This is a genomic window from Kitasatospora sp. NPDC057738, assembly GCF_042798815.1.
Classification (GTDB): Bacteria; Actinomycetota; Actinomycetes; order Streptomycetales; family Streptomycetaceae; genus Kitasatospora; species Kitasatospora lactacystinica.
In genome coordinates, this window is the sequence record NZ_JBHVJT010000004.1 from 52796 (window position 1) to 66133 (window position 13338).

The 13338-nt window shown below is 74.2% G+C and carries 10 protein-coding genes; all 10 read left to right on the forward strand.

Annotated elements, in window-relative coordinates; translation table 11 throughout:
* Positions 1-20: 20 nt before the first annotated feature.
* The 10 genes from ACFVGO_RS03250 to ACFVGO_RS03295 all read left to right on the forward strand — a co-directional run bounded on the left by ACFVGO_RS03250 (position 21) and on the right by ACFVGO_RS03295 (position 13334).
* A complete protein-coding gene (locus ACFVGO_RS03250; protein WP_359900783.1) occupies positions 21-605 on the forward strand; it encodes a hypothetical protein in 585 nt (194 codons plus the stop codon).
* A 5-nt stretch (positions 606-610) separates the two neighbouring features.
* A complete protein-coding gene (locus ACFVGO_RS03255) occupies positions 611-1243 on the forward strand; it encodes a hypothetical protein (RefSeq protein ID WP_380630794.1) in 633 nt (210 codons plus the stop codon).
* Positions 1243-1602: a hypothetical protein gene (locus ACFVGO_RS03260; RefSeq protein ID WP_380630750.1), complete on the forward strand. Its 360-nt coding sequence runs from the start codon at positions 1243-1245 to the stop codon at positions 1600-1602. Before ACFVGO_RS03255 ends, ACFVGO_RS03260 begins: the two co-directional genes overlap by 1 nt.
* Positions 1595-2752, forward strand: coding sequence for a hypothetical protein (locus tag ACFVGO_RS03265; RefSeq protein WP_359900777.1), 1158 nt, complete (start codon positions 1595-1597; stop codon positions 2750-2752). The genes ACFVGO_RS03260 and ACFVGO_RS03265 overlap by 8 nt, the downstream gene beginning before the upstream one ends.
* Before the next feature lie 22 nt (positions 2753-2774).
* Positions 2775-3284, forward strand: a complete 510-nt coding sequence (locus tag ACFVGO_RS03270) for a phage baseplate assembly protein V (protein WP_359900775.1) — start codon at positions 2775-2777, stop codon at positions 3282-3284.
* Positions 3285-3298: 14 nt separating this feature from the next.
* The gene (locus tag ACFVGO_RS03275) at positions 3299-3631 is read left to right on the forward strand and encodes a hypothetical protein (RefSeq protein ID WP_359900772.1); all 333 of its coding nucleotides are present in this window, start codon (positions 3299-3301) and stop codon (positions 3629-3631) included.
* Positions 3628-4068, forward strand: a complete 441-nt coding sequence (locus ACFVGO_RS03280) for a GPW/gp25 family protein (RefSeq protein ID WP_359900769.1) — start codon at positions 3628-3630, stop codon at positions 4066-4068. Before ACFVGO_RS03275 ends, ACFVGO_RS03280 begins: the two co-directional genes overlap by 4 nt.
* A complete protein-coding gene (locus ACFVGO_RS03285; RefSeq protein WP_380630752.1) occupies positions 4065-7274 on the forward strand; it encodes a putative baseplate assembly protein in 3210 nt (1069 codons plus the stop codon). The genes ACFVGO_RS03280 and ACFVGO_RS03285 overlap by 4 nt, the downstream gene beginning before the upstream one ends.
* On the forward strand, positions 7271-11050 hold the full coding sequence (locus tag ACFVGO_RS03290; RefSeq protein WP_380630753.1) for a putative baseplate assembly protein: 3780 nt from the start codon (positions 7271-7273) through the stop codon (positions 11048-11050). Before ACFVGO_RS03285 ends, ACFVGO_RS03290 begins: the two co-directional genes overlap by 4 nt.
* 64 nt (positions 11051-11114) lie before the next feature.
* The gene (locus tag ACFVGO_RS03295) at positions 11115-13334 is read left to right on the forward strand and encodes a hypothetical protein (protein ID WP_380630754.1); all 2220 of its coding nucleotides are present in this window, start codon (positions 11115-11117) and stop codon (positions 13332-13334) included.
* Positions 13335-13338: the final 4 nt, after the last annotated feature.

Here is a 13338-nt window from a genome sequence, read left to right on the forward strand (position 1 = left end):
CTCCCCGAGGTGATCGACCGATGACTGAGATTTTCGACCGAAGCCGACGGCTGGTCCTGCGGGACGACGCCGACGAATCCGCCGTGGAGGAACTGGCCGCGCTGATCGGCTGGCCGCGGCGCATCGACATTCCCGCGGACCCCGAGGAATGGACGCCCCGCCAGATCTCCTGGTACGTCGGCCCGGCCATCGCCCTCACCTACTGCGAGGATCTCCTCTCCGGTTTCTTCTATGTGATGATCACCGGTTCGGACGAGAAGGTCATCCGGAGCACGGTGGAACTCGCGGAGTCCACGCTGAACACCTGGCGGCTCCCCGAACTCGTCCGGAGTGCCGACCCCGAGGCGGATCCGGACACCTACGCGGCGGAGGTCCTGCGCCTGGGGCTGGGAGCACCGGTGGAATTCGACGAGGAATTCTTCCGGAGCGTCCGCCGCGCTCTGCGGAGCGACCGGCCGGAGGTCCGGAAGAACGCCGTGTGGGCGATCACGTACGAGCCGTGGCCCGCCTACGCGCCGTTGTTGGAGGAACTGCTGGACGAGGAGCAGGACGAGGAGGTGGCCGACATCGCCCGGTCCGTGCTTGAGGAGATGGCAGCGACGTGACGTACATGGACGCCCCCAAGCCCATCAGGGCCGGGCTGGTCATCGTCGATCCGCAGCGGGGGACGCCGCAGCGGATCGTCGTGCTGCAGTTCAACCCCGACAGCCTGGAGCGGTCGCTCGCCCCGCAGGTGGCAGGAGCCGACGGGAGCGGGGACCGGACGGAGGCGTTGCGGCTGAAGGGCCCAGCCGTGGAGACGTGGAAGTTCACGGCGGAGCTGGACGCCACCGATCAGTTGGAGGTGCCGGCGCCGAACGGGATCCATCCGCAGTTGGCCACCTTGGAGTTGCTGGTGCAGCCGGCCAGTGCGCAGCTGCGGAGCAATCAGGCGCTGGCCGCGCTCGGGACGCTGGAGATCACCCCGATCGAGGCCCCGCTGACCCTCTTCACCTGGGGTGGGAAGCGGATCCTGCCGGTGCGGCTGACCGAACTGACCATCACCGAGGAGGCGTTCGACATCGAGCTGAGTCCGATCAGGGCCGCCGTCGCGATCGGCCTGCGCGTCCTGACCGTCAGTGATCTGCCGACCGGGCACCGCGGGGCGGAGCTGTACCTCGCACACCTGGCGCAGAAGGAGCGGCTTCTCGGCACGGCGGCCGGTGGCCGGCTGAGCGCGCTCGGCCTCGGAGGGGGGTTCTGATGACGGTCAACGACCCGCTGAACGCGCTGCCCGCGCCCTCGCCGTACCCGCTGACCAGCCGGTACCACGGCGTCCCGGTCGGCTTGCACACCGAGCCGGACGGGCGGCAAGTCCCTTTCCTCAAGCGGCGGTTGTTGCCCAGTACGGACGGCCTGACCCCGCTCGCCGAGCACACCGTCAGCGCCGGCGACCGCCCCGACCTGCTGGCCTACCGCTACCTCGGCAGCGCCGACCAGTGGTGGCGGATCGCCGACGCCAATCCGGTCCTCGATCCGCGGGAGCTGACCGCTACCCCGGGCCGGCGGATCACCATCGCGCTACCCGGCGCGGTGCCCGGGCCGGGGGTGGGAAATGGCTGACGCCTCGGCCGTCACGGGGGGCGGGCCGATCGGGTCGATCCACCTGAGCCTGCTGATGGGCCCGCAGCTCCCGGTACCGGTGCCGCAGCCGGTGACCGACGCGCTGCTGTCGGCGCAGGTCACGGTGGCCTCCGGGCAGCGCAGCGGGTTCCAGCTGGCCTTCGACCTGTCGAAGCACGGTCTGATCAACACCGCGCTGCTGCCGGGCGGCTTCTTCGACCCGAAGATCAGGGTCGTGCTGGTGGTGACCGTCACGGGCACCCCGACCGTGCTGATGGACGGGGTGATCATCCGCCAGGAGGTCGGCATCAGCAACCAGCCCGGCCAGTCCACGCTCACCGTCACCGGCGAGGACCTGACGGTGCTGATGGACCTGGAGGAGCAGGCCGGCGTGCCGTTCCCCGCGATGTCCCCGGCGGCCCGGGTGGCCGCGATCATCGCCAAGTACGGGCAGTACGGCATCGTGCCGCTGGTCATCCCCGAGCTGGTGCCGCAGACGCCGATGCCGACCCGGCGGATCGACTTCCAGAAGGGCACCGACCTCGGGTACGTCAACGAGCTGGCGAAGGCCAACGGTTACGTGTTCTACCTCGACCCCGGCCCGGCCCCCGGGATGAGCCGCGGCTACTGGGGACCGGAGATCCGGCTCGGTGTGCCGCAGCACGCGCTGAACGTGAACATGGACGCGCTGTCGAACGTCGACCAGCTCACCTTCGCCTTCGACGGGACCGCCCGCGAGGAGCCGGAGGCCCGCGTCCAGTTCCCGGCGACCAAGGTGTCCGCCGTCCTGCCGGTGCCGGAGGTCAGCATCCTGCGTCCGCCGCTCGCGCTCAGGCCCGCGCCGGCGCTGAAGAAGAAGGTCATCGCCGACACCGCCAAGAAGGACAGCTCCCAGGCCGTCGCCGAGACCATCGCCAAGGCGATGCAGTCGGCGGACGCCGTCTCGGGCTCCGGCCAGCTCGACGTCGTCCGGTACGGCCACGTGCTGCGGCCGCGCGAGCTGGTCGGCGTCCGCGGCGCCGGACTCACCTACGACGGCCTGTACTTCGTCAAGAGCGTCACCCACAACCTCAAGCGCGGCTCGTACACCCAGAACTTCACACTGACCCGCGAGGGCCTGATCGCCCTCCAGCCGACCGTCATCCCCTGACGCTGCAGCAGGAGTTGCCCACATGGCCGAACCGACCCGCTACCTCGGCAAGTTCCGGGGGACGGTGGTGAACAACGTCGACCCGCTCGGGATCGGCCGCATCCAGGCCCAGGTGCCCGACGTGCTGGGCGAGGTCGCGTCGACCTGGGCGATGCCCTGCTTCCCGGTGGCCGGCCCGGGAATGGGGCACTACGCCGTCCCGCCGGTGGGGGCGGGCGTGTGGATGGAGTTCGAGCAGGGCGACCAGAGCTATCCGATCTGGACGGGCTGCTGGTACGGCTCCGCCTCCGAGGTGCCGGCGGAGGCGACGACCGGCCCGCCGGGCGTGCCGAACCAGGTGCTGGAGACCACCGGGCGGCGGGTGATCGTGCTGTCCGACGACCCGACCACGGGGATCACCCTCCGCACACCGAGCGGGGCCTCGATCGTGATCAACGACTCGGGCATCCGGATCAGCAACGGCCAGGGCGCCTCGATCTCGCTCGTCGGCGCCACCGTTTCCATCAACCAGGACGCCCTGAGCGTGACCTGACGGGGGAGAGACTCGTGCCCGGAAATCTGCTGCACGTCAATGCGACGGTGACCTGCCCGCACGGCGCCCAGGCGACGGCCCTGCCCGCCCAGGCCCGGGTGCTGGTCGCCGGCCAGGCCGTCACCAGCACGGCCGACCTGTACACCGTGACCGGCTGCCCGTTCACCGTGGCCGGAAAGCCCCAGCCCTGCGTCACGATCCGCTGGGTGGTGCCGTCCGCCCGGATCCGGGTGAACGGCTCCCCCGCGCTGCCGCAGTCCGCCGTCGGGCTGTGCCAGAGCGCCGAGCAGGTCCCGCAGGGGCCGCCGGTCGTGACCGTCGTCCAGCAGCGGGCGGTGGGGGTATGAGCACCCCGACGAGCACCGCACAGCTCGACGGGCCCGGCGCCCGGCCGACGGCTCCGCTGCCCGGCCCGGCCCGGACGGACATCGCGTTCCCGTTCCGGATCGACAGCCGCGGACGCACCGCCGAGGCGGCGTACGACGACCACGTGCGCGACCTGATCGAGCAGTTGCTGTTCACCAGCCCGGGCGAGCGGGTCATGCACCCGGACTTCGGCTGCGGACTGCTCGACCTGGTCTTCGCGCCGAACAGCCCGGAGCTGGCGGCCACCCTGCAACTGTCCGTCCAGGCGGCGCTGCAGCGGTGGCTCGGCGACGTCATCGAGGTCGCCGCGCTCGACGTGGAGAGCGAGGACAACGTGGTGCGGGTCGAGCTGGCGTACGTCGTGCGCCGGACCGGTACCCAGCGGCAGGACGTCTTCGAGGGCGGGGTGGCGGCATGACCGGGCGATCCGAACGTCCGACGGCACGGTGCGGGACGGAACTGCGGCGCGCCGACGTGCGCGCGGCGCACCTGCTGGGCGTGGACGGCGCCGAGCTGGAGGACGACCGGCGCACGCTGAGCGTGACCTTCCTCGGCCGGGCGCCGCAGGAACTGGGCCCGGAGAACATCCGCGTCGACGGCGGCCGGCGGATCACCGGCCTGCGCGCCGTCGCGGTCGACATCGAGCGCGCGGACGACCCGGAGCTGGACGACCGGATGCACGTCACCCTCGACCGCACCGGCGACACCTCCCGCTACCGACTGACCGTGGTCGAGGCGGACGCCCACGGCCGGCCGGGCCCCCGCCCGTACCCGGGCTTCGACCCGAGGTACGCGAGCACCGGGTTCTCCTTCGACGCCGAGTGCCCCTCCCCCTACGACTGCCGCACCGAGGAGGACTGCCCGCCCGCCGTCCGACCGGCCCCGGTCATCGACCGCACCGCCCGGGACTACGAGAGCCTGCGGCGGCTCGTGCTGGACCGGATGAGCCTGACCGCCCCCGGCTGGACCGAGCGGCACCTGCCCGACCTCGGCGTCACCCTGGTCGAGCTGCTCGCCTACACCGCCGACCAACTCTCCTACCAGCAGGACGCGGTGGCCACCGAGGCGTACCTCGACACGGCCCGGCGCCGGGTGTCGGTACGCCGGCACGTCCGGCTGATCGACTACGCCGTGCACGACGGCTGCAACGCCCGGGCGTTCGTCACCCTGGCGACGGACCGCCCGCTCACCCTCCACCCCGGCACCTTCCGCTTCGCCGCCGTCGACGTCAGCCGGCTCGGCCCGCAGGAACGCCCGGAACTGTCCACGGTGATCCCCGACGAGCAGTTGGACGCGCTCACCCGGACCGCGGCGGTCGAGGTGTTCGAGCCGCTCGGCGGAACGGACCTGGTGCTGCACCCCGCGCACAACACCATCCGGTTCTGGACCTGGGGCGACCAGGACTGCGTCCTGCCGACGGGCGCGACCTCCGCCACCCTGCGCGACGACTGGCACGAGGCCGACCGGCCGGAGGACCGCACCCGGCACCTGGCGCTGCGCCCCGGCGACCTCCTGATCGTCGAGGAGGTGCTCGGCCCGCGCACCGGCGCCGCCGCCGACGCCGACCCCGCGCACCGCCAGGCCGTCCGGCTCACCTCGGTCACCCACCTGGTCGACGAGCTGTACGAGCAGCCCGTGGTCGAGGTCGAGTGGGCGCCGGAGGACGCGCTCACCTTCCCGGTCTGCCTGTCCGCGCGCGGCGGGAGCGACTGCGGCCCGATCCCCGACGTGAGCGTCGCCCGCGGCAACGTCGTGCTGGTCGACCACGGCCGCTCGCTCACCTTCTGCGGCGGAGCCCCGGAGACCTTCACCGTGCCGCCGGAGCCGGTCCGGGTGGCGTCCTGCGGTCCGGGCGGGTCCGGCTGCGCGGACCGCGTCCCGGGCAGCCCCGCGGCGGAGGCGATCCACGAACTGCTCGACCGGACCAGGACCGGCCGCCAGCTCGGCCCGCGACAGGTCCGCGAGCTGTACGCGCTGCTCGGCGAGGCGGCGGTGCGGCGGGCCGGGCTGAGCATCCAGCTCGCGCCGGGCGCGAGCGCGGAGGGCGAGGACGGCCAGGGCACCGCGGTCGAGCCGCCCACCGCCGACGCCCAGGCGGCGACGCTGGAGACGCTGCTCGACCAGACCCGCTACCCCGTCCTGCCGCAGCCCTTCCGCCCGGTGCTGCGCTACGCGCCGGTCACCCAGGCGGCCGCCTACCCGGACCGGGCACACGTCTGCGCCCGGCAGGCCGTCCTGCTCGCCGGCATCCCCGAACGGGTCCGGCAGCGGCTGGAGGAGATGTGGCACCGGGCGGACTGCGGCCACCCCCTCTCCCGTGCCGAACTCGCCGAACTGACCGTGCTGTTCGGGGCCCAGTCGGTGCACGAGCTGCGCCTCGCGGAGCGGCCCGCCGCCGGACTGCGCGAACTGCTGGCCCGCCGCACCCGCCTGCTCGCCGCCAAGCTGCGCCGCCTCGACGTGCTCACCGCCCGGGCCCGCGCCGGCGGGGTGCTCCGGCGGCCCGGCGTCTGGGAGGTGGCCCAGAGCTGGGGCGGCCGCTACGCCTCCGGGCTCGACCCCGACTCCCCCGCGTCGGCCGGCCCGGCGTCCGGGATCGCCGTCCAGGACCCCCGTGCCGCACTGCCGGCCGTCCGGGCCACCGCCGGGGGCCAGGAGTGGACGCCCCGCCGGGACCTGCTCCCGGACGGCCCGCGCGACCGGCACTTCGTCGGCGAGCCGGAGGACGACGGCCGCCTCGCGCTGCGCTTCGGCGACGGGCGGCACGGTCAGCCGCCCCGGCCCGGCGCGGAGCTGCGGGTCGCCTACCGGATCGGCAACGGCACAGCCGGCAACGTCGGCGCGGAGGCCGTCAACCACCTGGTGGTCTGCCGGGACCAGCCGCCCCACGCGAAGGGACGCAGCACCGTCACACCGCCGCAGGACGCGCTGCTCCGGGTCCGCAACCCGATGCCCGCGAGCGGCGGCACCGATCCCGAACCCCTCGACCAGGTACGGCAGTCGGCCCCGCTCGCGCTGAGCCGCACCCGGCTGCGCGCCGTCACCGCCGCCGACTACGCGGAGCTGGCCGCAGCCCTGCCGGGCGTCCGGCGGGCCGCCGCCGAACTCCGCTGGACCGGCAGCGTCCAGGAGGTCCACGTCGCCGTCGAGCCGTACGGGCAGGCCACCGCCGACACCGTCCTGCTGGCGGCGGTCGGCGACGGCCTGGAGGCGTACCGCCGGATCGGCCACGACCTGGTCGTCCGCCCCGCCCTGGTGGTACCGCTCGACCTCGAACTGCAGGTCTGCGCCGCCCCCGGTCACCAACGCGGCCACGTGCTGGCCGAGTTGCGCCGGGTGCTGGGCAGCCGCGCCCTGCCGGACGGACGGCTCGGCTTCTTCCACCCGGACGCGCTGGGCTTCGGCGAGCCGGTCCGGGTCTCCCGGCTGGTCGCCGTCGCCGCCGCCGTGCCGGGCGTGGTCAGCGCCCGGGTCACCCGGCTGCGGCGGCAGTTCGGGCGGGACGACGGCGAGCTGGCCGACGGGCTGCTGCGGCTCGGCGCGCTGGAGATCGCCGGCTGCGACAACGACCCCGACCGGCCGGAGAACGGCCGGCTCTCGATCGTGATCGGAGGCGGCCGATGAACGGCCAGTGCACCTGCGGCTGCTCGGGCACCGCCACCGCGACCCCGGCCCCGCTGTTCAACCCGCCCGGGCTGGACGCCATCGGCTACCGGGTCGGCCGCTACGGGGAGTTCCTCGACAGCCTGCTCGCTCGGCTGTCCGGCCCCGCCTACCCGGCGCTGCGCGACCTGACCGTCCGCACCCCGGACGACCCGGCGATCGCGCTGCTGGACTCCTGGGCCGTGCTCGCCGACGTGCTCACCTTCTACTCGGAGCGGATCGCCAACGAGGGCTACCTGCGCACCGCCGTCGAGGAGGAGTCGCTCACCCTCCTCGGCCGCCTCGTCGGGCACCGGCCCCGGCCCGGCGTGGCCGCCGACACCTACCTCGCCTACACCCTCGACCACGACCCGCGGGCCGCCGAGGACCCGACCGTCGTCGTCCCGCGCGGCGCCCGCAGCCAGAGCGTCCCCGGCCCCGGCGAGGACCCGCAGTCCTTCGAGACCGCCGAGGACCTCGCCGCCCGCTCGGCCTGGAACGAGTTGGCCGTGCTGCGCCGCCGCCCGTACCAGCTGACACCCGGACAGCTGAACCCCGGCGGGCGGGCCGAGCTGTTCGCCGCCGGGACCGCCAACAACATCAAGCCCGGCGACCGGCTGCTGTTCGTCTTCAGCGCCGACAAGGCCGCCGACCCGGTCCACCGGGTGATGCGGCTGGTGCCCGAGGTGCGGCTCGACCGCGAGAACGACGTCACGGTGATCGGGCTGCCCCGGGACCTGCGCACCCTCAAGGACCTGCGCGCCGAACTGGCGGACCGGATCACCGTCTCCGAGGGCGCCCCGAATCCCAGGCCCGGGCACAGCCGGATCATCCGGGACTTCGACGACCAGGTACTGGCCCCGCTGCGCGCCGACCTCGACCGACCGTCCGGCCCGCTGAGCACCCCGGCCGACTTCGCCGAACGGCTCACCCCGGTGATGGCCCGGGCGGCCGAGGCCGCCGAACTGGCGCACTCCCAGCAGCCGGTGGCCGACTGGTTCGGACGCCTCGGCGAGGAGCTGTCCGGCCTGCGCGACCGCGCCCACCAGCTGGAGCCGCCGCAGGCCCCCGACAAGCCCGGGCCGAACCCTCCCGGCACCGGAGCCGCCGACCCGGCCGTCCGCGGGCTCGGCTCGGTGCTGGCGGCGCTGCGCACCGCCCCCACCCGGCCCCCGCTGAGCGCCCGGGACCTCACCCGCGACCCGCAGCGCCTGTTCGCGCCCGGCTCGGACCTCGGCGTGCAGCTGCTGTCCGCACTCGACCCCCGGCTGCGCGACGGCCTCTACCCCGCCTGGCGGCGGGTCGACCTGACGGTGCCGCTCGCCGTGCACGAGATCCAGGCGATGCGGGTGGTCGCCACCCCGTTCGGCGCCACCGCGCCGCTCAAGCCCGTCTACGGCAACGACGGCCGGATCGACCGCTACGTGGACTGGCCGCTCGCCGGCAGCACGCTGATCGGAGTCCGGATCGGCTTCGACACCGCCGGCACCGTCCCGAGGACCGCCGACTTCACGTACGTCGAGGCCGGCAGCCTGACGCACGACGGCTTCTCGCTGCCGTGGGACCACACCTTCACCCTCGGCCCCGGACAGGTCAAGGTGGTCACCACCGAGCCGCCGGCACCGACGCCGAACCCGCACGCCGCCGCCGTGCGCGCCGCGGTGCCCGCTCCCGACCAGGAGGCCGGGGTCAGCGCCAGGTTCCTGGCCAAACTGCCCGAACGCACCGTCTTCGTGTCCCGCCCGCAGGCCGACGGCCGCATCCACGTGACGGTGGACGGCGGGCCCGGCCCCGCGCTCGACCACCAGCTCGAACCGGGCCAGGAGAAGACCGGCGAGTCCGGCGAGCTGAACGTCCGGGTCCACCGCTACACCGCCACCGACGAGTCGCCGCCCGCGGTCGAGGTGGTGTTCACCACCAAGCTGCAGCCGGTCTCCGGCACGGTCCTCACCCTCGACGCCGTCTACGACCAGATCGCGCCCGGCAGTTGGGTGGTCATCCAGCGCCCGCGCAAGGGGATCGACGGCGGCATCCCGGGCAGCCGCGACCTCGCCGAGGTCATCACCCGGGTGACCGACGTGCGCGTGATCTCCCGCGCCGACTTCGGCATCACCGGAAAGGTGACCGAACTGTCGCTGCAGCAGCCGTGGTTGGACGAGAAGGACACCCAGCTCTCGGACATCCGGGACACCACCGTCTACGCCCGCGGCGAGTCGCTGCGGCTCGCCGACGAGCCCGTCACCGAGGAGGTCCACGGCGACCGGATCGAACTCGCCCGGCTCTACGACGGGCTGACCCCCGGCCGATGGATCGCGGTCAGCGGCGAGCGGACCGACATCCCGAACACCACCGGGGTCCGGGGCACCGAACTCGCCATGATCGCCGGTGTCGGGCAGAGCGTCGACCCGTACCTGCCCGGGGACACCGTCCGCACCGCGATCACGCTCAGTGCCCCGCTGGCCTACCGCTACCGGCGCGACACCGTCCAGGTCCTCGGCAACGTGGTCCGCGCCACCCAGGGGGCCACGCGCGACGAGGCCGTCGGCAGCGGCGACGCCGGGGTCCCCGGCCAGCGCTTCACGCTCTGGCAGTCGCCGCTCACCTGGCTGGCCGCCGACACCCCCGGGGGCGCGCGCAGCACCCTGGAGATCCGGGTCGACGGGGTGCGCTGGCACGAGGTCGACAGCCTCGCCGGGCGCGGCGCCGACGAACGGGTCTACGTCACCTCGACGGCGGCCGACGGCCGCACCACCGTCACCTTCGGCGACGGCGTGCACGGTTCGCGCCTGCCCACCGGCCGGGAGAACGTCCGCGCCCGCTACCGGATCGGCATCGGCGAGTCGGGCAACGTCGGCGCCGGACGGATCACCCAGCTCACCACCCGCCCGCTCGGCGTCTCCGCCGTCGTCAACCCGCTGCCCGCCACCGGCGGCGCCGGCCCGGACGGCCCGGGTCCGGCCAGGCGCAACATCCCGCTCGCCGTCACGGCACTCGACCGGCTGGTCTCGGTTCCCGACTACGAGGACTTCACCCGCTCCCGGGCCGGCATCGGGCGCGCCGGCGCCACCCGGCTCTCGGACGGCCGGCGGGAGCTCGTCCACGTCACGGTGGCCGGGGTGGACGACATCCCGCTCACCGCCGACTCCGACCTGATCCGCACCCTGCACTCCTCGCTCACCGCGTACGGGGACCCGAAGCTGCCGGTCGAGGTCGCGCTGCGCGAACTCGTCCTGCTGATCGTCGCCGTGAACGTGAAGGTCGACCCGGACCACTCCTGGGACCTGGTCGAGCCGGCGCTGCGCCGCGCCCTGCTCGACCGCCTCGGCTATGCCGGGCGCCAACTCGGCCAGAGCGCCCACCTGTCCGAGGTGCTCGCCGTCGCCCAGGCCGTCCCCGGCGTGGACCGGGTCGACGTCGACGCCTTCACCGGTGTGCCCGGCAGCCTCACCCCGGAGGGCCTGGAGCACTTGTCCGAGCAGCTCGCGCAGCCGCAGCCGACCGTCCCGGCCCGGCTCGCCCGCTTCGACGAGCAGCGCTACCGGGTGCGGGACCCCGACGGGGAGACCCTCACCGACATCGCCGCCCGCAACGGCATCTCCGTCGCGGAGCTGCTGCGCCTCAACCCGGCGGTCACCGACACCCGCCCGCTTCCGGCCGGCCGCGTGGTGACGGTGTTCCGCGGCATCCGTCCGGCCCAACTCGCCCTGCTGTCACCGAATCTTCCCGACACGTTGATCCTCAAGGAGATCCGCGCATGAGTGAGCGACGGGGGTCCCCCCGGCCGGCGGCCGGGGAAGAGCGAATCGTCGAGAGGTGCGTCCGATGAGCCGCGACCCGGACGGACTGCTGGAGCTGCTGCCGCAGTGGCACCGGCTGCGCGACGCCGAGGCGGGCGAGCCGCTGCGCGCCCTGCTGGCCGTCATCGCCGAGCAGGTCGACGTCGTGCGCAGCGGCATCGAACAGGGCTACCAGGACTGGTTCGTCGAGACCGCCGCCGACTGGGCCGTCGCCTACCTCGGCGACCTGGTCGGCTACCGGATCCTGCCCGGTTACGAGGAGGTGCTCGCCACCGGCCTGCACGGCGGGGCCTCCCCGGAGCGGGTCGCGGCCCGCGACCGGCTCGCCGCCCGGCTGGCGCCGCGGCACGACGTCGCGAACACCGTCGCCCACCGCCGGCGCAAGGGCACGCTCGCCCTGCTGGAGGAGCTGTCCGCCTCTGTCGCCGACTGGCCGGCCCGGGCGGTGGAGCTCTCCCGGCTGCTCGGCGGCACCCAGCCGGTGCGGCTGCTGCGCCCCGACGAGGAGGCGGCCGACCGCCGGCGGCTGAGCCGGGGCCGGCTGGTCGACGTGCGGCGCGGCGCCGAACTCGACCTGCTCGGCGGGCCCTTCGACGGGCAGGCGCACACCGCCGACGTCCGCCGGGCCGCCTCCACCCGCCGCCAGGGCGGCTACACGCCGGCCGGGGTCGCCCTGTACGTCTGGCGGCTGAAGCCGTACCCGGTCACCCGGGCGCCGGCCTACTGCATCGACCGGGCCAGGAACCTCTTCACCTTCTCGGTCCTCGGCAACGACGCCCAGCTGGTCACCAAACCCGAACCGGAGCCGTCGACCACCCACCTCGCGGCGCTCGACAACGCGCCGGCCCCGATCCGGCGCCGGCAGCTCGCCGAGCGCCTGGCCGACTACTACGGACCCGGCAAGAGCTTCGCCATCTGGCGCGACGGCGCCCAGGAGCCGGTCCCGCCCGCCGAGATCACGGTGGCCGACCTGAGCGACTGGACGTACCGCCCCAAGCGCGGCCAGGTCGCCGTCGACCCGGTGCTCGGCCGGATCGCCTTCGGCGCCCGCTCCGCCCCGCGCCGCGGCGTCCGGGTCGACTACCACCACGCGTTCGGCGACGACACCGGCGGCGGGGAGTACCCGCGCGACCGCCCGGAGGCCCGGCACCGGGCGCTCTACCGGGTCGGCCCCGGCGGGCCGCACGAGCGGATCAACGACGCCTACCAGCAGTGGCGCGCCGACCAGGAGGACGGCAGCGCGGGCGGCGCCGCCGTCATCGAGATCACCCACAGCGGCGCCTACCAGGAACAGCTGGACTTCGACCTGGCGGAGGACGACCGCCTCGAACTGCGCGCCGCCGAGGGCACCCGGCCGGTGATCCGGCTGCTCGACTGGTACAGCAACCGGCCGGACGCGCTCAACGTGCGGGGCGTCTGCCCGGGCGGGCGGCTGGTCCTGGACGGGCTGCTGATCACCGGTCGCGGGGTCAACGTCACCGGACCGCTGGCCTCCGTCACCCTGCGGCACTGCACCCTGGTGCCGGGCTGGTCGCTGGAGCCGCACTGCGAGCCGCACTCGCCGCAGGAGCCCAGCCTCGTGCTGGACCACACCACCGCCTGCGTGACGATCGAGCGCAGCATCCTGGGCACGATCCAGGTCGTCGGCGACGAGGTGGACACCGACCCGCTGGAGATCCACCTCGCCGACAGCATCCTGGACGCCACCGGACCCGAGCAGCCCGCGCTCTCCGGGCCCGACTGCGAACACGCCCACGCGCTGCTGCACGCCCACCGCTCCACGGTGGTCGGCGAGGTGCACACCCACGCGGTGCCGATCGCCGAGGACTGCGTGTTCACCGGGCGGCTGCGGACGGCCCGCCGCTCGCTCGGCTGCCTGCGGTTCTGCTACGTCCCACCGGGCTCGCGCACCCCGCGCCGGTACGAGTGCCAACCCGACCTGGTGCGCTCGGCGGTGACCGAGCTGGTCGAGCGCGGCGAGCTGGACCCGGCGCAGGCCGCCCGGCTGCGCGAGCTGGAGGCCGAGCGGGTCCGCCCGCTGTTCACCAGCCTCCGCTACGGCACGCCCGGCTACGGGCAGTTGGCCGCCGGGTGCGCCCCGGAGATCACCCGCGGCGCCGAGGACCGCTCCGAACTCGGCGCCTTCCACGACCTGTTCCAGCCCCAGCGCGAGGACAACCTGCGGGCGCGGCTGGCCGAGTACACCCCGGCCGGCACCGACGCCGGGATCTTCTTCGTCTCCTGACCCG